Raw genomic sequence first — 19,659 nt, 5'->3', positions numbered from 1 at the left:
CGCTGCTTCTAACTTAAATTCTGCGCTAAATAGTCGTCTTGTACGTTTTGTCATAATGTCACCTGTTAACTTATGAGGTGATGATATCACCTCTAACTAAGTGACCAAATTCACTATGCCACTACAACCATTACAATGTTGTTATAACGCAGATTGATAAAGATGATAAACGTCTTCACTAGTCAACGTTCGAGGGTTTCCTCCCATACAAACATCGTCCATTGCTTTTTGAACCCAGCCATCAATATCTTCTCGCTTAATTCCAAGTTGGGCAAGCCCTGAAGGGATACCCACTTCGCTTGACAACTTGCAAATCAGGTCCACCGCTAAAAGGGCTGCATCAGTGTCATCTAACTGAGAGGTATCTCCTTCCATCGCTTCTGCTATTGCTCTAAACGAACTTGGCGCTGTTTGAGCATTGAATGCGCTCACCACTGGCAACAAGATGGCATTACAAACGCCATGTGCTAGGTTATGCGTTGCTGATGGCTGATGTGACAAAGCATGAACCGCACCCAGCCCTGCAGAGTTGAATGACATCCCCGCTAAAAACTGCGCATCAGCAAGTGCCGATCGAGCTTCTATGTTAGACCCATCCTTTACCGCCACAGGCAACCATTTAGTTATCAACTTAACCGCCTCAAGTGCGGTCGGAAGTGTTAAACGATGTGCGCCAGGAGTCACAATTGACTCAATGGCATGAGTCAGCGCATCCATGCCCGTTGCAGCGGTAACAGAGGCTGGTAAGCCAATCATTAGTGAAGGGTCATTGACGGCAACATCTGGAATTTGTTTGGTATCGACGATTACCATCTTAACAAGATTCTTCTCATCAGTGATCACCGAGTTGGACGTCATTTCAGCCGCTGTTCCCGCTGTTGTATTAATCGCAATAAAAAACACACCGTTGTTTTTAACCAGGCCAACCCCATTAAAAGCGGTAATATCGCCGTCGTTTGATGTGACGATACGAATCGCTTTCGCGCAATCAATAGGGCTACCGCCACCAACTGCAATCAGGCAATCACACCCACTCTGTTGGTAAAACTCAGCTCCTTGATTAACCAAACTAACGGTTGGGTTCGGAGTAACCGCGTCAAAGGTTACATAATCGAACCCTTTGTCATCAAGCGCTCGATGAAGAGTATCTAATATCCCCAATTCAATCAGGTTCTTATCTGTCACTATCATGGCTTTTTTTACAGATTGGCTGTCCAAGACTGCAACAGATTCTGCCACCGCACCTACGCCGGATAATGATAGTTTTGGTAAATTTAATGCAAACACCATAGTCATTCCTTTTAAGTAAAAGCCCGACGGATCGGGCCGACATCAACTACTTCTCAACTCGCAAACCATACGTTTTGAACTTGTCGAGTACATGATCCATCTCTTGGTTTGGAAGAACTGGAACGTCTGGCTGAATCGCCGCACATTTGAGATAAAGCTCAGCCAGCACCTCGGTCTCATGGGCTAACCACAGTGCTTTTTTCAGATTCTCACCAACGGTGATCATGCCATGATGCTGCAGCAGAATGGATTTACTTTGACGAATGCCAGCATCTACATAATCAGCCAACTTAGGAGAGCCAAAGGTAGCATAAGGTACACAAGGTATTTCTGACGCGCCCGATGCCGCAACCATATAGTGGATCGCCTGGATTGGGCGATTGAGTATAGACACTGCTGTCGCGTTAATGGCATGGTTGTGAACAACGGCATGGCAATCCTCTCTCGCTTGGTAGCAGGTTAGGTGGAAAGCCCATTCGCTTGATGGAATTTTGCCTTCCTCAAATTCTCCGGATTCGCTGACAAAAACGATCTTTTCTGGTGTCAGCTTCTCATATTCAATACCCGTTGGAGTGATCAATAAACCATCTTCATAGCGCGCCGATACATTACCTGCGGTGCCTTGGTTCAATCCCAGCTTAGTCATCTCTAAGCATATATCGATAATTTCTTGTGCTAGTTCATTTCTTGTTATTGTCATCGTATTACTTCCTTAAGCTGGCGTTACGCCTTTCTTTAAAATGATGTTTCCGTATTTAGCGGTTTCGCCCGTCAGTACAATTGCAAAGCATTTTTCAGCGCGGTCGTAAAAATCAAAACGATCAATTTGCTCTAATGCAGGCTTGTCTTGCGTGGTCTTTGTAATTGCTGCCATGTATTTCGATTCAACCGTTGGATCGAGTTGGTCACCCTCTACCGCTTGCATCATGATCAACGGGCTTTGGCAGTACGCGTCTAACTCAAATAACGGCATTGTGCCTTCTAACAGCGTATCGATATTCACGCCATCGGCTCTGAGCACCACGTGTGATCCAAACGTCTCCGCAGGAAAATGGGCGTCGGCAAACAGAATTTCATCGCCATGCCCCATTCGACTTAATACGGCAAGCAGTCCTGGGCTTATTGCCGGATGGATTCCTTTAAGCATTGTGTATTTCCTTCAATAACTGGGCATATTGTTCACGGCTCTCAGACGGGGTGATAACTTGGTAAGAAGGCTTCATATTTTCTTGGGCATGATTGGCATCAATAAATACCTCAGCCCCTGCAAAGGCATACATCGCTGCCCCCGTCACTGTGGCTTCAGGCTGTTCAACCACATGGATAGGGATGCCAACAACGTCAGCTCTTATTTGGTTCCACAGTCTATTTTTAGACCCACCACCCACCACCATTAAACACTCGGTATTTAAGCGACAAGTCGTGGAAAGAGAGTGCAGACTGCTCTTGAGTTTGAAGGCCAGTCCTTCTAGCGCGGCGCGGTATATCTCACCCCTTGTGGTATTAATGGACAGGCCTGTAATCGCACCATTTCCTTTACCGTCGGCACCAAGTAAAAAGGATGGATCGAACCTAACGCCATTTGCACCGATAGGGGCCGCTTCCCCTTCCGAAACCATCACCGCGTATTTACTGCTGCTCTCGGCAATATCCGCAAAGTAGGTGTTGGCGACCCATTCCATTACTGCACTAGAGAGCCATTGGATTGCTGGGTTAAACAGACCATTTTTAGCATCAAGCTCCGTTGTCATGCCCTCTTTGAGATAGTCAGGTTTTAACTGAGGACGTGGCGAACGAGCCATCAAGATCTCCCAAGTCCCTGAGCTTAAGAAAGACTGATTCTCTTTGGCACCAGAGCCGAACAAAGCAAACTGAGTGTCGTGACCTGCTGAAATCACTGGAACTCTGTTTGGAATGCCAAGCAGGAAGGCAACATCGTCTTTTAAACAACCCACTATTTCGCCCGCTTCAACCATGGGAGGAAAGTGCGCCTTCGTCAGTTCTAGGTACTGTAATACCCCTTCATTCCAGTCACCGCTGTCTAGGTCCGTCATCATCGACGTGCCAGCCATGGTTCGATCGGTTGTTAATTCGCCCGTCAGCTTTTGTATCAACATCGACGAAATAAATACCCACTTGTCCATATTGCTATAGACTTTTGGTTCGTTGTCTTTCAACCACTTAAGCTTGAATAAGGTATTGAACGAATAGTCCCCGATGCCGTTGGCTAAATACAGTTCATTGCGGTCAATATCTTGCGAGATCTGGCTCATCACAGGCGCGGTACGAGCACATTTCCAAGAAATAATGGGATAGATCTGCTTTCCATCTTTATCGAAGGGCGCCCCGTCCACCCCAAAGGTAGTGACAGAAACGGCAACAATATCCGTCGAATTAATTTGAGCCGTTACATGCTTTGAACACTCAACAAGCTTTTTCCAAATCTGTTGGAAATCCCAAACATGTTTAGTGCCATTCTGTAGCGTTTCATTAGCAATATAGTGCGACGCAACGATTTCACCTTGCTGGTTAATTGCAATAGAGCGGACGTTGGTGGCTCCGCAATCAAGAATAATAGCAATCGACATAACTCACCCCTTTAAGGCCTACCCCAAGTTGGGGCAGGCAAAATTAGTTACCTATTGAATTACTTATAGATAGGACCGAAGTTCTGACAAGCGCGATAGTCCTGTCCCTCAACATCTTGACCAAATGCAGACCAAGTATGCGGACGGAAGATGTCTTGGCTATCCACGTTATGCATCGATACCGGAATACGCAGCATTGCAGCGAGAGAGATTAAATCGCCGCCAACGTGGCCTGAGGTGATAACACAGTGGTTAGCGCCCCAGTTTGCCATGACGTCATAAACCGATTTAAATGTGCCTTCGCCAGTCAAACGAGGGACGAACCAAGTCGTTGGCCAAGTCGCGTTGGTGCGTTCATTTAGGGTGTTATGAACATCTTCTGGCAGTTCGATAGAGTGCCCCTCAGCAATTTGCAGCACTGGTCCAATACCCGCGATAATGTTAATTCGATGCATGGTAAATGGCATACCACCTTCAGTTAGGAACTGAGACGAGAAGCCACCCCCACGGAAGTATTCTGCAATGGCTGGGCACCATTTCGTTGCATTGAGAGACGCTTCAACGTCAGCTTGTGTCAGTTCCCAGTGCGGTTTCATCGTCGGCTTACCATCGGCTGTTTTCGCTTTACCTGCCCCATCGAGCGCTGCTGATCCAGAGTTAACTAGGTGCAAGAAACCGGAATCTGGGCGAGTCCCTGTCACACGCTCTACCGCATCTTCAGACCAGTAGGTACGAACATCATGGAAGACCTGGGCCTCACCCGTCAGTAGCTTACCAAACATCATATTTACGCCGTTCAACGCGTCGTTTTCTGTTGCCACACAGATTGGCTCACGAATGCCGTTCCAATCAAATGAGGAGTTCAAGATGGCCTCTGAAAAATCGGCATTGGGCAAATGATCGGTCCAATGACGCTGACCTTGGAAGCCAGCCAGAATAGCATTGTGTCCTAGCGATTCTTCACCAAAGCCTAGCTCTGCAAGTTTTGGGTTGCCTTGCATCAAATCGCGCATAATCATGGTCATCTTAATGACGGTATCCCAATCTTCTGCTTTACGCTCTTCGGTGAACGGGGTGCCGTTATAATCTTTACCTTCCTTACACCAGTCTCGTACCCAAGCACGCGCCAGTTCAAACTCTTTCTTGTCATAGACTTCTCGATCCAAACGGCGTTTGATTTCTGTCATATCGACATATTCATTACGCATGCCCAGATACTTTTGGAAGAACTCAGGGTTAACCACAGAGCCCGCGATGCCCATAGATACAGAGCCCATCGAGAGATAAGATTTACCGCGCATTGACGCGACGGCTAAACCTGCGCGGCAGAAGCGAAGAATCTTGTCTTGTACGTCACTAGGGATTGACTCGTCTCCTGCGTCTTGCACTTCTTTGCCGTAAATTGAGAATGCCGGTAAACCCACTTGTGAGTGGCCTGCCATCGCGGCGGCTAGGTATACTGCACCTGGACGCTCAGTACCATTGAAGCCCCAGATGGCTTTTGGCGTATGCGGGTCCATATCAATGGTTTCAGTGCCATAACACCAGCACGGTGTTACTGTCAGTACAAGGCCCACATTTTCACGTTTAAATTTGTCAGCTGTCGCAGCAGATTCTGCCACACCACCAATACAAGAGTCGGCAAGGACACACTCCACTTTCTCTCCGCTAGCGTGGCGAATATTATCTTGAATAAAATAAGCTGCGCGCTGAGCCATTCCCATAGTTTGATCTTCAAGAGATTCGCGTACACCCATTTGACGACCGTCGATGGTAGGACGAATACCGATTTTAACTAACTGTGACATAATTGATGTTCCTTATTATTTCTTTAATTCAGGGGCAGGTTAATACTGCCCTTGTGGATAATTCTTTACTTAACTTGGTAACCTTTTGCGCCGTAGTACACTAGGTAAACAAAGCCAATGAATGGGATAACGAATGCGGCGCCAATGCCCGCTGCGTCTGAGATTTGCCCCATGATGGCGGTTAGCAGTGCACCACCCAAGATTGCCATGATTAGGAAGCTTCCACCAAACTTTGAATCAGACCCTAAATCTCTCAGTGATAGCCCAAAAATAGTTGGGAACATCAAGGACATACATGCAGACACACACACTAGTGCATAAGCCCCTGCTAGCCCACCCACTACCATGATTACAGCAACTAACATCGCAGCGAGCGCAGCCAAAGCAGCAAGTAGTTTTTGTGGTTCAATGTGTTTCATTAGCGCGACACAAACCCAGCGCATGACAGAGAAAATCACAATAGATGTCAGTAGATATGTTGATGCTTCCGCTTCTGTGCCACCGACTTCTTGCATCACGTAACGAATCGTCCATGACCAACAACCAATTTGCGCACCGACATAGAAAAACTGAGCTAACACGCCTTTGGTAAAGTGGCTTCGCTTGACAATACGGCGGTACGCCTGACCAAATGTAGACTCACCGGTAGTACTTGTGTCCTTTGCGGCCGGCATCTTAGTTTTAAGAATCAATAGCCAAATCAAAGCAATAACAACCGCTACGCCGATATAGGGCATCATTACTGCATACAGTTCGTCAGATTGAATTTTCACTAGTTCGTCAGCAGCCATGGACGCACGTTCACTATCCGTTGCAGGATTTAGTTGCGATAAGATGTAAAATTTGCCAATTAACACCCCAGTGATCGAGCCAATAGGGTTACAAGCTTGAGCAATATTTAGACGTCGCGTTGCGGTTTCTTCAGGTCCCATCGCTAATATATATGGGTTGGCACTTGTTTCTAGGATGGAGAGACCGCCAGCTAGAACAAATAATGCCAGCAAGAAAGGTAAATATTCCATTGCTTGCGCGGCCGGATAAAATAGCAGTGCGCCGGTTGCAAACAATCCAAGGCCCAAAAGCACTCCGGCTTTATAACTGTATCGCTGTATGAAAAGCGCAGCGGGAAGAGCCAAACAAAAATAAGCACCATAGAAAGCTGTTTGTACCAAACCGGATTGCATATCGGTTAAAGTAAATACTTTTCGAAACTGTGCAATAAGCACATCAGTCATGTTATTTGCCAAACCCCACATGGCAAAACAACAACATAGTAGCCAAAAAGCAAATTTAATTTCCTTTGGTATTACCTCTACATTATTATTCCTCTGCGTTTCAGACGAGATTATATTGAGAGTATCACTCATAAGATATCCTTATTATTAATTAAATTATTTATTTTTATTTTAAAGTTTGTTTTGTTTCACGTTATTACAAATCAGTTATTACTACATCTACCGATTCGTTATCACATATTTTAAGAAGACTTCTTTTTTTGTATTTAGATTTATCGGCAATAAGAATAACCTGATCAGATATATCGATAAAACTTCTTTTTATTTGATAGTTATATTCATTTGAATCCCAAACTCCTGAGTCATAATCAAACCCAACGCAGGAAAAGAAGCAGACGTCCAAAGACATATTAGCCAGTGTCTCCACCGCTAGTGGGCCATAGAAACTACTGTACTTCTCGGAATAACTGCCACCAGTACAAATTACACTAATATTACTTTTACCTTCAAGGGCAATAACATTCTGAAGAGAATTGGTAATAATAGTGCAACTGATATTTGGAATCTCTCGAGCAAGACACCAACTCGATGAACTTGCGTCTAAACCTATTACCATTTCTTCTTTAATATAATCTAGCGCTTTGCTTACCAGTAATTCCTTTTCTTCTATGTAGTCCTTAGAACGCGCATGAAAAGAAAGACCTTCATCAATTTCTTGAACACTAATAGCCCCACCATGAACTCTTTTAAGTGCGCCCGATTCATCAAGCTTTTTTAAATCTCGACGAATGGTTTCCACAGAAACATTAAAGGCTTCTGCTATTTCTTCGACAGTTGCACTTCTTTGATCATTTATTAGTTCAACAATTTGTAGGCTTCTCATAATGGTCTCCCTCTTGCTTGATTATTAATTTACCAATGAAGAAACGGCAAAACTGTGACGAAATCGCCATCAAGCCCGTTATTGACCGATTTGTGACCGATATTGTGGACTATAGAACACAAATGCCCGACTTCTATAGAAACAGTCATTTATTAATAAGGAATTGTATTTGTCAGACCGGCTTATAATCACCATTTACATAGCTTGGTTTAATTTATGAATACTTGTTTGTTGTTTATTTCAAACCAAAGCGCATAACGCAGAGGGGTCACAAGAGGTCTGCACAGAAAATGTAGTAAAAATCCACCTAGTAAACATGAAACCGACGATTAGCTGAACTTGGCCAACTAAAGAGGATAAAAAGCAGGGGAGTTAATACTCCAAGAAACTAGGGACTTAATCTAGACAATGCAACTGCTGCAATTTATGTGCTCACTAAGCGATTCTCTCCTACCCTTTCTCATTCTAACGTCATCAGTTTTCCACCCTAACCCCCCTTTAAAACTAGCAAGCTACAGGTTGTCACCGATCATGCAAAACTGATCCACTATCGATTCTCACCCTAAAACAAAAAATCTTCAGGCATATGTCATCAATGTGAATACCCACCATTGATTCCGACAGGAGCCCGAAATGAATCCCAAAACTTCCGATTACCAAAAGCAGCAACGCTATCAGGAAAATGAAATCCTAGAGCATGCCGCTGAGATACTAGCTAACCGCTACGTGCGTGGCGATGCCCTAACCAATCCGGATGCCACCAAAGAGTATGTGCGCTGTAAGCTAGGCAGCTATGAACGTGAAGTGTTTGCCTTATTGCTACTGGATAACCAAAACCGACTGATTGAGTTTAAAGAGCTGTTTCAAGGAACGGTGGATGCGGCCAGCGTCTACCCACGTGAAGTGGTGAAAGCGGTGTTGGAAGTCAATGCCGCAGCGGTGATATTTGCGCATAACCATCCATCCGGTGACTCAACGCCGTCTCAAGCCGACAGACGCATAACCGACAGACTCAAAGATGCGCTCGCGCTGGTGGATGTTCGCGTACTTGACCATATCGTGACAGGCGATACCTGCACCTCATTTGCTGAAAGGGGGTGGTTATGATTGAGCAACATTACGGTGAGCTTTCTATTGATGACGCTTTACATTCGTCACTGGAAGCTCTGTTGAATCGATACACTCTCCCAGAGAACGCTGAACGACTCGTGCTGAACTGCCGTCAGATGAGTTACTACCGACATCGACAAGGTTTACATCCGATAGAGGTGCAGCTTAAACGAGAGTCAGCCTCAAGCCCTTGGCTGGTGGTGTTCTTTGCCAGCTTCTCTTATCCCGATAACAACAGCACAACCGTTGAACCTGAGTTGTACTTTCACCTTGCTAATCGCTGGTGCTATCAACCCGATGTGGGGAGCACTGATTTATCCCACCCAGAGGTACAAGAGCTACTCTCGGTATGGATGAAAGCCTTTGCTCGTCACCTATCCAGAAACGTCTTTGATGACGTGCAACTGACGATGGTCGGCACTTTCAACTAAATCCTAATCTCTCATGTCTTATTTGAATCCTGAAACAAGGAGGACTCACTATGTCCAAATTAAACTTCACAGCATCATTACTACCTGTATCAAAGAAACTGCATAAGCTGTTAAGTGAGCAACTCACCGCTCACTTGCTGAGTAATGAAGCACTGACCACCAGCCGTTATCTGGTGTTTAACTTTCGCGATAAAAGTTACAGCGCGGAAGAAGGCGGCTTCCATCCGGTTGAGATGGCGATTTGCCAAACTTCAACAGGGGAATGGAGTATTGAGTACATAACCGACTTTGCTTATATGGGGAATTACTATCCAGAGCTAGAGCGCAACTTGGATTTTGATTTTCGGGTTGGGCAGTTCTTTGTTGCTTATCGTGGCTGGCTACCAATGCAAGGTAGCCGTGATGCCAAAGAGCTGTATCGGCTATGGGAGAATAACTTTCTTGCCTATGTCGATATGGACGCTTACAACGAGATAGCCGTCACCCCGCAATAACTCATGACTTCCCTTCTTCTACAAACCATCAAACTTGTCACTGCCCTCATCACGTTGTTTTCACTTTCCCCGTTCTTCGGCGCTATTGGAGCCCTATCCAGTTTAGGGTTTCTGGTGGTGCTGTTGATTGGGTTATTGGCAGCGATTGCAGAGCTCAGTGATAAGCATAAGCCTCGTTAATGTTAATCGGCTCACGCTTTGGTGATGCCGATTGATGCTGTTTTCACCGTTGGACATTATGTGTCTGACCCACCTCTATTCTCCCGACATTAAATGTCCGACTCCGGTGTGGAGCTTTGATGTATTGAGAGCGTAGTCATGAGCAATAAAACCAGCATTGAAGGGTTATCCGCTTTGCTGCACACGCTGATGCTTATTCCTCAACATCGATGGATTACCGTTAGGGAGTTGCAGCAGCAGTTAGCCCTACTCGATATCCACCGCACCACTCGCAGCATTAAACGCTACCTCGATGACATCATTGTGGACTTGTTTAACGTGGAGTGTGATTCGATGAGCATGCCCCATGTTTATCGCAAAACCTCAGAGCAATTACTGAAACTCAACAAGCAGGAAATGCTCTATTGGCAACTGACCAACAAGTACTTACTGCCGCTTGTTCCTGATGCACTGAATTATGGGCAAGGGTGCTCCTCGGAGAGAGACAAACCCTTACCACGCAAGGGTTCAGCACATTCAAAAGAGCAAGCATGGTTAGCAAAAATACATGTAGCTTTGCCCACGATTCGCGAGTGGAGTGACGAGCAACGGCACGTATTGAATGCGGTACATACAGCATTACTGCACAACCGTATGCTCAAGATATCTAGCCAAGTATTGCAGCAAGAGAAGGCGCTCATTGAGCCACTGGGACTCTCGGTTCAGTGTGACGCGCTCTTGCTGCTCTTTCGATTATCCGGTCAACACACGATACGCACCCTAGCCTTGCCTTTGATTGATGAGGCCAGTGTATCGACGTTTTCTTTTACCTATCCGACTGATTTCAATATTGAGCGGTTCATGCGTGAACACGATGAAGTCAGTGCGCCTGAATTTCACTCACCGATAAGGAGAGCACCGTTATGACATTAATCAACACCCTACTCCGATACACCGCTATGAGCGTGCTGTTTATCGGACTCACCGCTTGTGGCGACCAAGAAGAGACTCAAACAGCAACAGCAGATATTGAGGTATCGATATCTACTAATCCTCACTGGGGAACATTGGTCTTTGACCTGCAAGCAGTCGCCGACAATACCGTAATAAGTAATGTGGTGATTAACCGTGGCAACTGCCGATTACCCGCTGGCACAACCTCAGAGCTATCAAGAAACGTTTCATTAAAGTTCGGCCAAACCTACACCGGATACAGCAACAACTGACCGTAGACAGCGTGAAAGAAATCGAAGTCATCTCTACTTATCACGACAGCGTTAGCTTTCTCTACCTCTTCCGCCTTTGCTGGTGGAACACTAGGCGGTAATCCATCCTCGGATTCTGGTGCAGTTAACGTCAGTGTGGGCAAGTGCACTCAATACAAAATGGATGTGAAAGAGGCACAACAGAAAGGTAAGGACGTAGCGAGCATCACCGTTCCTAAAGGCTGTGAAGCCATCACAGAAAAGTAATACCACCAGCAACGATAAAAAATGACAATGGGGAGCTGTCACGCTCCCCATTCTTTTTTTGCTTCCATACCTAAGCTTCACAAGGCCTTGGCCATCCGCTTAAACACGTTAATTAGATGGTACGCCCCACACCTAAACTACACTCAGCATAATCGCTGCACTTCAGTCATGTCAGCTATCAAAACAATCGGTATCGATCTTGGTAAATCTACCTTTCACTTGGTTGGTCACGACCATTCTGGTCAAGAGCTTTATCGACATAAGTTCTCAAGGGCTAAATTAATTCAATTTATCTCTGCACATGAACCTGTAACTATAGTGATGGAAGCTTGTTGTGGTGCAAACTGGCTAGCTAGACGTTGCCAAGAATTTGGCCACAACGTTAAGCCTTATGTTAAAAGTCACAAAGATGACTTCATTGACGCCGACGCCATAACCGAAGCAGCGACAAGACCTAAAATGAGGTTTGTAACACCTAAATCTGAGCAAGCGCAGTTAGGAAGCGTAATTCGTCGAATTCGGACTTGCTATATAAGGGAAAGGACGGCTGTGATGAACCGAATTTCTTCAATTCTTGTTGAATTTGGTTTTAGCTTCCCTCGTGGTCATGCAAATATGAAACGGCTTTTTCAGTGGCTTGCTGACACTGGGCAGTCACTTCCTCCACTACTTGTTTTTGAGCTACGAGAACAACTCGATCATTACAACGAACTCAATGATAAGATTAAAAAACAAGATAAGAAGATTGAAACTCTTAATCATGAGAATGAACTGTTTACTTTGCTGCAATCTATTCCTGGAGTAGGTCCAATGACTGCTGCTTGTTGTCTGTCTGCCGTGTCAGATCCCAAAGATTTTTCCAACGGTCGTAATTTTGCTGCCTGGATAGGAGTAGTTCCATTTCAATATTCGACAGGGGGTAAGCCGAGGCTTCTTGGAATATCGAAACGAGGTAACAAAGAACTTCGCGAACTGTTTGTTCACGCAGCAAGATCAGTGCTGTGGCGAGATGCTACCGCGGAGAAATATTTTGGTACGTGGTTATTAGACTTGAAGCGTCGAAAACCTTTCAATGTAGCTTTAGTAGCATTGGCAAATAAGCTAGCCAAAATCGCTTGGTCAGTTATGGCAACTCATAAAACTTTCGAGATCAGAACATAAATCAAGTTTGCATATGAAAATGAAAGATGACAAAACGGTTAGACCACCAGATTGAAAACCTGATGTCCAGAACAGCAACCAATATGCTTCCACATTTTTGAGGACAATCTGGCGCGGATCTCATCGTGGAGCTAGGCTAAAGATAAAGTCTCAATTAGACTCCGAATACATTAGCGCAAACCAGCTCCCGTTATTTTGAATTTTTACTTGCAAAACGGGGCGTACCATACATTGGACATTTATCAGTCGGAGTTAAACCCTTATACAAAACCGGTAGCATAACATTTATTTAAACGTAACGCTGGCTCTCCCCATTGTTAGATTGCATAAATATTCAAAAAAGCAAGATTCACATAGTATCCTCGTCATTACTCATACCAACCGTCAGCTATCACTTCAGCTTACTCAAGTACAAGCGTGATTGTCGATGAACAAAGTTATGTCAATCATCATCGCCAAATTCACCTACTGAGGACTAGTTTTCAATCAAAGAGCAGTAAAACACCACCTTATTTACAGAAAGGTTGGTGAGCTTAATAAACTGTACTGCATTTCCTTCGCTCACTAGATTCGCTCTTCAATGTTAAGATCGGAAGCAAGATTGACACCTCGGTGTCGAGATTGACGATGTCTTAAGGATTTCAGAGAATGGCGAGACGTGAGGAACCATTATTCAATACCCTGAATACGAAAAACACTTTGGTTGGGATTGAGTTAAAGATGAATGCATTGAGACAAACGAAGAGTCTAATTACCTATCTTAGAGAGACACTGCGTTACACCATGAATTAAAGCACTTGTTTCGGCCCTCTGCAGAAATTAGTTAGAGTAAAATGTTTACTTGTCGGAGTATTTCCCTATGACCACCACAACCCAAAGACGTGAAGAGATCCTTCACTACATTCAAAATCACCAAAAAGGCGAAGTTAACCATTTTTCTGAACTTTATAATGTTTCAGAGGTTACGATTCGCAATGATCTCAATTATCTTGAGAAACAAGGCTGTGTAAAAAGATGTTATGGGGGTGCGCTGCTAAATAATCAGTTTGCTTTTGAGCGTCCATTGAATGATAAGAAGCAGCTCAACAGTAGTATCAAAGCTAAGCTCGGGAAATACGCTGCATCTCTTATTGCTGATGGCGATAAAGTCATTCTTGACTCAGGCTCGACGACCGAGCAGATTGCTTACCATCTTGACGCTAAGCATGACCTTGTTGTCATGACCAACGGTATCAATATCGCCTATCACCTTGCCAATAAAACTAATGTCACTGTTATGGTGACTGGTGGCACGATGCGTAAAAATTCCTACTCAGTTCATGGTGTCGGTGGAGAAGACTTAGTCACTGGCTATCGGTTCAATAAGGTGTTCTTGGGAGTTGATGGGTTTGATAAATCGGCAGGAATTACGACACCTCATCAAGGTGAGGCTGATATTAACCGGAAAATGTTAGAGGCTGCTCAAACCGTCATTGCGGTAACAGATTCGTCGAAGTTTGACCGTCAAAGCTTTTGTCTGATTGCTCGTCCAGAACAACTGAACATATTAATCACTGATAGCGGTATCCATCAAAGCTATGTCGACCACCTTACAGCATTGGGTGTTGATGTTCGAATCGTCGCATAATCTCACTCCTTAGTATTCCTTTATAAATCTATTTTAGTGCTTATAACGTGATTTTTTGAACCAGCCAAGCTCCGGTTGATTTAGCTGTTATTACGCTATAAAAATTCACTGATGCTCCAGTTTGTGATCTCAAACAGGTTGTATTTCGAAACCTAATCAATTGTGGCGGATTCATTCATTCTTTCAGTTTTAAAATAGTAAAAGTCAGCTTTTATGGTACTTACAAAGTACAAATTTAGACAAAAAGTGAAAGGTTTTTTGAGTCCAAACCGAAAGAAAACTGACTGTGATCCAGCTTTCACTTTTCCTCAACCCGTCCTGCTTTAATACCAATCAAAAGGAAATCGAAACATTTCATGCAGAAAATGAAATGTAACGAAAGAGGAATTGGTAGATGACCAGTGCAGAACGAAGACAGCAAATATTGGCATATATATGCAGCCATGGTTCAGGGAAAGTGGACGAGTTTGCAGAACAGTACAATGTTTCTGCGGTAACGATTCGCCATGACCTGAACTTGCTCGAGAAAGAAGGCTGTGTGTTCCGTTGTTATGGTGGCGCTACTCTCAATCCAAACTTTGCATTTGATCAGCCTCTTTATCGCAAAGATCAACTCAATCGCAGTGCCAAGCAGTCCATCGCGCAAGCCGCAGCCGAGCTCATCAATGATGGTGAGGTGGTGATCTTAGACTCAGGTACCACTATCGGTCTCATGCCTCAGTATTTAACTAACAAGCAGCAGCTCGTTGTTATGACCAATGCACTCAATACCGCTTATCAACTTAGCAAGCTAGAGAATATCGACCTCCATGTGGTTGGTGGCAGCCTGCGCCGCGCATCATGTTCACTAACGGGAAATCATGGGGAACAGCAAATTCGCTCTTACCTTTTTGACAAACTGTTTCTTGGCGTGGATGGATTCGATCTGCAAGCCGGTGTGACGACTCCTGATACTCAAGAAGCGCAAGTCAACCGAGCCATGTGTGAAGTTGCTCGCCAAGTCATCGCGGTTACTGACTCAAGTAAATTTGGTCGAAAAAGCTTTTGCATGATCCGTGCAGCTCACCAAATCGATGTGTTGGTAACTGATAGCAATATTCCCCATGCAACACATCGCGCCCTTCTTGAAATGGGTGTTGACGTGATTATTGCCGACCAAACCGTTAACTAGGAATAAAAATGAAAGCGTTACTTTCTCTAATCGAACAGCATAAGCAAGGTCAAGCAACGGGCATTTACTCTGTTTGCTCGGCGCATCCGCTAGTTCTTGAGGCTGCGATTAAGCAAGCTGCACAGGATCAACAACTGGTGTTGATAGAAGCTACCTCAAATCAGGTCAATCAGTTTGGTGGCTATACGGGAATGACACCGCAGGATTTTTCAAACCATGTTCTCGCGTTAGCTGAGCGTCTCGATTTCCCTATTGAGAAAGTGGTGCTGGGTGGTGATCACCTTGGTCCAAATTGTTGGCAAAACTTGTCTGCAAGCCAAGCGATGGAATATTCAGCGCAAATGATCCATGACTACGTTTGTGCTGGTTTTAAGAAGATTCATCTCGACTGTTCTATGCCATGTGCTGACGATTCATTGCCTCTGAGTGAAGAGGTGATGGCATCGCGAGCCGCACAACTATGTTTGGTTGCGGAAAAGGCTTGGAAAAGCGTAGGTGGTGAAGCCCCTCTATATGTTGTCGGAACGGAAGTACCTACTCCGGGCGGCGCTCTTGAATCGTTGCAGGATGAGTGTATTGAAGTGACTAAGCCAGAACAGGCGTTAGCAACACTAGATGCTCACCATCAGGCATTCAGTGATGTAGGGCTTGGTTATGTATGGCCACGTGTGATTGGTTTGGTTGTTCAGCCAGGTGTTGAGTTTGACCACCATATGGTACACCACTATCAGAGTGATGAGGCTCAGTTGCTGAGCAAGATGATAGACACTCAGCCACACCTTGTTTTTGAAGCTCACTCTACCGATTACCAGAACCCACCGGCATACCACCAACTTGTGCGCGACCATTTCGCCATTTTAAAGGTTGGTCCTGCTTTGACATTTGCTCTACGTGAGGCCTTCTATGGTCTTGAACGAGCAGAAAAAGAGTGGCTTGGAACCCATCATTCTTCGCACCTACGCGACACCATCGAACAGGTAATGCACGAGCAACCAAATTACTGGCGTTCACACTACTCAAGCAAAGGGCATCAACAATACCTTGATTGCAGTTATAGCTTAAGTGATCGCATTCGTTACTACTGGACTCATCCAGAAGTGAAAGCGGCGCAGCAGGCTTTGTTTGACAACCTAACTGTCCATCCTTTGCCAGTGACAATCCTTAGCCAATATCTGCCAAATCAGGCTAAGGCCATTTCTCAAAATCAAATTCAAAATCAGCCCGCAGAGATTGTTATGCACAAGATTATGGAAGTGACGCAAGTCTATTCCGAAGCCTGTTATGCAAACATCGTGGCTAGCAAGGAGACTATAAAATGAGTTCATTTCTAGGCTATGAAGTTCCATGGTTAGAGCAACACAATGGTATTCACACTGCTCAGGAAATTAGCCATCAACCTCGTTTATGGCGTGCACTGTCTGCAATATTAGAGCAGCAGTATGAAGCAGTGAGTGCATTTCTTACTCCACTGCTGCAACGCTCTGATTTGAGAATAATTTTGACAGGAGCAGGGACCTCTGCCTTTGTTGGTGATGCGGCAGCCCCATTTATTCAGCAAGGACTGGGCTTCCAAGTGGTGTCGATTCCAACCACCGATTTGGTTTCAAATCCCCAGCAGTATCTTGACCCATCGCGCCCGACTTTGTTGGTTTCTTATGCTCGCTCTGGCAACAGTCCTGAAAGTGTTGCAGCGGTAGCACTGGTCGATCAGTTGGTTACTGACTGTCATCACCTGTTTTTAACCTGTAATGGAGAAGGTGAACTTTCTCGCTATGCCCAAACGGCTGACAATGCTTACTGCATGCTGATGCCTGAGGGTTCAAACGATAAAAGCTTCGCTATGACTTCAAGTTTTACTTGCATGCTTATGGCAACGCTAACGTTATTAGGCGGTCAGTCCCCAAGCCAGTGGAACGAACAAATTGAAGCGACAGCCACATTGTGTGAGCACAAGCTACATCAGTGGCAACCCGCCATTAAAGCGCTTGCTGATCTTCCTTATGAGCGTTTGATCGTTCTGGGCAGTGGTGGTTTTGCTGGATTAGCCCGAGAAGCTTCACTGAAATCACTAGAGCTAAGTGCGGGTAAAGTAATGACGACATTCGATTCCTCACTTGGTTTTCGCCATGGTCCAAAATTTACGATTAACGAAAAAGCAATCGTTATCCAACTGCTGTCCAGTCAGGCGTATACGCGCCAATACGACATGGATCTGTTCAACGAAATTCGTCGCGATAAACAGGCGCTTAGCCACGTTGCAATCTCAGAAATTGCTCTTAACGAAGAAGATGTCTTTGAACTTGGGCGACTAGGCTTGGGCGATCAGTGGCTCTGCTTCCCATTTATTCTCTTCTGCCAGATGTTGGCATGTGAAAAATCACTTCAGCTTGGCTTAGGGCCCGATAACCCTTGCCCAACTGGAGAAGTAAACCGTGTGGTGCAAGGCGTCACCATCTACCCATTCAATCAGTAAAGATTTCTATAAGGACATTAGACCATGCCAAATATCGTTTTAAGTCGTATTGATGAGCGCCTTGTTCACGGCCAAGTGGGAGTGCAGTGGGTAGGTTTTGCCGATGCCAACATCATTGTTGTCGTGAATGACGAGGTTGCTGAAGACAGTATTCAACAAAACCTGATGGAAATGGTGTTAGCCGATGGGATCGCTATCCGTTTCTGGTCAGTGCAGAAGACGATCGACACCATCCATAAAGCGTCTGATCGTCAACGAATTCTTCTTGTATGCCGCACACCAAAAGACTTCCGCCAATTGGTCGAAGGTGGCGTACCCATTAGCAATATCAACGTAGGGAACATGCACTACGTAGAAGGGAAAAAACAAATTGCCAAAACGGTTTCAGTCGGAACTGAAGACGTGGCGGAATTTGAAAAACTAAAAGCACTAGGAGTGAAATGCACCATGCAAGGTGTACCCACTGAAAGTGCCACAGACCTCTTTACTCTTATCTAATAATAAGGACACCAACCATGGAAATAGGACTCTTACAGGCGTTGATGCTCGGCATCTTAGCCTTCTTTGCTGGCCTAGATTTATTCAACGGTCTCACTCACTTCCACCGCCCTGTAGTACTTGGGCCGCTTGTCGGTCTAATTTTAGGCGACTTGCAAACCGGTATCTTAGTCGGTGGTACGCTAGAACTGATTTGGATGGGTCTTGCACCGCTTGCAGGTGCTCAGCCACCAAACGTCATCATCGGTACCATCGTCGGTACGGCTTTCGCTATCACCACAAAAGTTGAGCCTAATGTCGCGGTTGGTGTCGCGGTACCTTTTGCGGTCGCTGTGCAAATGGGTATCACTCTACTCTTCTCGGCAATGTCAGCGGTCATGTCTAAGTGTGATGAGTACGCGCAAGATGCAGATACCAATGGTATTGAACGCGTTAACTACATGGCATTAGCTGTACTGGGTACTTTCTACTTTTTATGCGCATTCTTACCAGTCTACCTTGGAGCTGAACACGCAGGAAAGATGGTTGAAATCCTACCGAAAGATCTTATCGACGGCTTAGGTGTCGCGGGTGGCATCATGCCTGCCATCGGTTTTGCTGTTCTGATGAAGATCATGATGAAAAATTCCTACATCCCGTACTTCATTCTTGGTTTTGTTGCAGCCGCATGGCTACAACTACCAATCCTAGCGATTGCTGCTGTTGCAACGGCTATGGCAATCATCGACTTTATGCGCAAAACCGAACCAACACCAGTAACTGCACCCGCTGAGGACTTTGATGATGGAATCTAATGTAAGCAACGAACTCGACCTCCGTAGCCAAAACGCTGATGTGCAACCCGCTCCAGGTGTGGCTCAAGATGAATATGAAAACAAGGAAATTGGCGCAGAGCTAACCAAAGCGGACATTAACCGCATGGCATGGCGCTCACTACTGCTCCAAGCATCTTTCAACTACGAACGTATGCAGGCTTCGGGCTGGCTATATGGCTTACTCCCTGCACTGAAAAAGATTCACACTAATAAAGCGGACCTATCTAAGGCAATGCAAGGTCACATGGGCTTCTTCAATACCCACCCATTCTTGGTGACATTCGTTATGGGTATAGTACTGGCGATGGAACGTTCAAAACAGAACATCAACAGTATCCAAAGTACCAAGATTGCAGTTGGTGCACCCATGGGTGGTATCGGTGATGCGATGTTCTGGCTAACCCTACTCCCTATCTGTGGTGGTATCGGTGCTGACCTTGCATT

At 45.2% G+C, this 19,659-nt stretch carries 21 protein-coding genes and 1 pseudogene; 15 read left to right on the top strand and 7 right to left on the bottom strand.

Annotated elements, in window-relative coordinates; translation table 11 throughout:
• Positions 1-141: 141 nt before the first annotated feature.
• The 7 genes from AACV12_RS02530 to AACV12_RS02500 all read right to left on the bottom strand — a co-directional run bounded on the left by AACV12_RS02530 (position 142) and on the right by AACV12_RS02500 (position 7,804).
• Entirely contained in the window at positions 142-1,290 is a 1,149-nt protein-coding gene (locus AACV12_RS02530; protein WP_170901451.1) for an iron-containing alcohol dehydrogenase, read from the bottom strand.
• 46 nt (positions 1,291-1,336) lie between these two features.
• Positions 1,337-1,984 (bottom strand): L-fuculose-phosphate aldolase, encoded by a 648-nt coding sequence (locus AACV12_RS02525; protein WP_170901455.1) that lies wholly within the window; start codon positions 1,982-1,984, stop codon positions 1,337-1,339.
• Positions 1,985-2,002: 18 nt separating this feature from the next.
• Positions 2,003-2,437 (bottom strand): L-fucose mutarotase, encoded by a 435-nt coding sequence (gene fucU, locus AACV12_RS02520; RefSeq protein ID WP_170901448.1) that lies wholly within the window; start codon positions 2,435-2,437, stop codon positions 2,003-2,005.
• On the bottom strand, positions 2,430-3,878 hold the full coding sequence (fucK, locus tag AACV12_RS02515; RefSeq protein WP_170901446.1) for an L-fuculokinase: 1,449 nt from the start codon (positions 3,876-3,878) through the stop codon (positions 2,430-2,432). The genes fucU and fucK overlap by 8 nt, the downstream gene beginning before the upstream one ends.
• A 59-nt stretch (positions 3,879-3,937) precedes the next feature.
• On the bottom strand, positions 3,938-5,686 hold the full coding sequence (locus AACV12_RS02510; protein WP_170901444.1) for an L-fucose isomerase: 1,749 nt from the start codon (positions 5,684-5,686) through the stop codon (positions 3,938-3,940).
• Positions 5,687-5,751: 65 nt separating this feature from the next.
• Positions 5,752-7,053, bottom strand: a complete 1,302-nt coding sequence (gene fucP / locus AACV12_RS02505; RefSeq protein WP_170901442.1) for an L-fucose:H+ symporter permease — start codon at positions 7,051-7,053, stop codon at positions 5,752-5,754.
• 64 nt (positions 7,054-7,117) lie between these two features.
• Entirely contained in the window at positions 7,118-7,804 is a 687-nt protein-coding gene (locus AACV12_RS02500) for a DeoR/GlpR family DNA-binding transcription regulator (protein ID WP_170901440.1), read from the bottom strand.
• Positions 7,805-8,437: 633 nt separating this feature from the next.
• Here AACV12_RS02500 and radC point away from each other — a divergent pair.
• The 15 genes and pseudogenes from radC to AACV12_RS02425 form a co-directional block, all read left to right on the top strand.
• The gene (gene radC, locus AACV12_RS02495; RefSeq protein ID WP_170901438.1) at positions 8,438-8,911 is read left to right on the top strand and encodes a RadC family protein; all 474 of its coding nucleotides are present in this window, start codon (positions 8,438-8,440) and stop codon (positions 8,909-8,911) included.
• On the top strand, positions 8,908-9,345 hold the full coding sequence (locus AACV12_RS02490; RefSeq protein ID WP_170901436.1) for a DUF2787 domain-containing protein: 438 nt from the start codon (positions 8,908-8,910) through the stop codon (positions 9,343-9,345). The genes radC and AACV12_RS02490 overlap by 4 nt, the downstream gene beginning before the upstream one ends.
• A 50-nt stretch (positions 9,346-9,395) precedes the next feature.
• On the top strand, positions 9,396-9,839 hold the full coding sequence (locus AACV12_RS02485) for a DUF2787 domain-containing protein (protein ID WP_170901434.1): 444 nt from the start codon (positions 9,396-9,398) through the stop codon (positions 9,837-9,839).
• 3 nt (positions 9,840-9,842) lie between these two features.
• Complete coding sequence (locus AACV12_RS02480) at positions 9,843-10,019, top strand: hypothetical protein (protein ID WP_000202621.1); 177 nt, start codon at positions 9,843-9,845, stop codon at positions 10,017-10,019.
• A gap of 138 nt (positions 10,020-10,157) precedes the next feature.
• Positions 10,158-10,925, top strand: a complete 768-nt coding sequence (locus AACV12_RS02475; RefSeq protein ID WP_170901432.1) for a WYL domain-containing protein — start codon at positions 10,158-10,160, stop codon at positions 10,923-10,925.
• Positions 10,922-11,325 (top strand): annotated as a pseudogene (locus tag AACV12_RS02470) (hypothetical protein). Before AACV12_RS02475 ends, AACV12_RS02470 begins: the two are co-directional and overlap by 4 nt.
• Entirely contained in the window at positions 11,264-11,470 is a 207-nt protein-coding gene (locus AACV12_RS02465; RefSeq protein ID WP_170901453.1) for a hypothetical protein, read from the top strand. The pseudogene AACV12_RS02470 and the gene AACV12_RS02465 overlap by 62 nt, the downstream one beginning before the upstream one ends.
• Before the next feature lie 168 nt (positions 11,471-11,638).
• Positions 11,639-12,631, top strand: a complete 993-nt coding sequence (locus AACV12_RS02460; protein ID WP_170901430.1) for an IS110 family transposase — start codon at positions 11,639-11,641, stop codon at positions 12,629-12,631.
• A gap of 859 nt (positions 12,632-13,490) precedes the next feature.
• A complete protein-coding gene (gene agaR, locus AACV12_RS02455) occupies positions 13,491-14,258 on the top strand; it encodes a transcriptional repressor AgaR (protein WP_170901428.1) in 768 nt (255 codons plus the stop codon).
• A gap of 394 nt (positions 14,259-14,652) precedes the next feature.
• Positions 14,653-15,429: a transcriptional repressor AgaR gene (gene agaR / locus AACV12_RS02450; protein ID WP_170901426.1), complete on the top strand. Its 777-nt coding sequence runs from the start codon at positions 14,653-14,655 to the stop codon at positions 15,427-15,429.
• Positions 15,430-15,437: 8 nt separating this feature from the next.
• Positions 15,438-16,748, top strand: coding sequence for a D-tagatose-bisphosphate aldolase, class II, non-catalytic subunit (locus AACV12_RS02445; RefSeq protein ID WP_170901424.1), 1,311 nt, complete (start codon positions 15,438-15,440; stop codon positions 16,746-16,748).
• Positions 16,745-17,902 (top strand): SIS domain-containing protein, encoded by a 1,158-nt coding sequence (locus tag AACV12_RS02440; protein ID WP_170901423.1) that lies wholly within the window; start codon positions 16,745-16,747, stop codon positions 17,900-17,902. Before AACV12_RS02445 ends, AACV12_RS02440 begins: the two co-directional genes overlap by 4 nt.
• Before the next feature lie 24 nt (positions 17,903-17,926).
• Positions 17,927-18,400, top strand: coding sequence for a PTS N-acetylgalactosamine transporter subunit IIB (gene agaV / locus AACV12_RS02435; protein ID WP_170901422.1), 474 nt, complete (start codon positions 17,927-17,929; stop codon positions 18,398-18,400).
• Between the two features lie 17 nt (positions 18,401-18,417).
• Complete coding sequence (agaW, locus tag AACV12_RS02430) at positions 18,418-19,194, top strand: PTS N-acetylgalactosamine transporter subunit IIC (protein ID WP_019282485.1); 777 nt, start codon at positions 18,418-18,420, stop codon at positions 19,192-19,194.
• Positions 19,184-19,659, top strand: a 476-nt coding sequence (locus AACV12_RS02425; RefSeq protein WP_170901421.1) for a PTS system mannose/fructose/sorbose family transporter subunit IID, incomplete at its 3' end; no start/stop codon positions are given. The genes agaW and AACV12_RS02425, both read left to right, overlap by 11 nt.

The organism is Vibrio sp. 2-2(8), assembly GCF_963888495.1.
In the GTDB taxonomy this organism is placed as follows: domain Bacteria; phylum Pseudomonadota; class Gammaproteobacteria; order Enterobacterales; family Vibrionaceae; genus Vibrio; species Vibrio anguillarum.
This window is presented reverse-complemented; position numbering and strand designations above follow the sequence as displayed.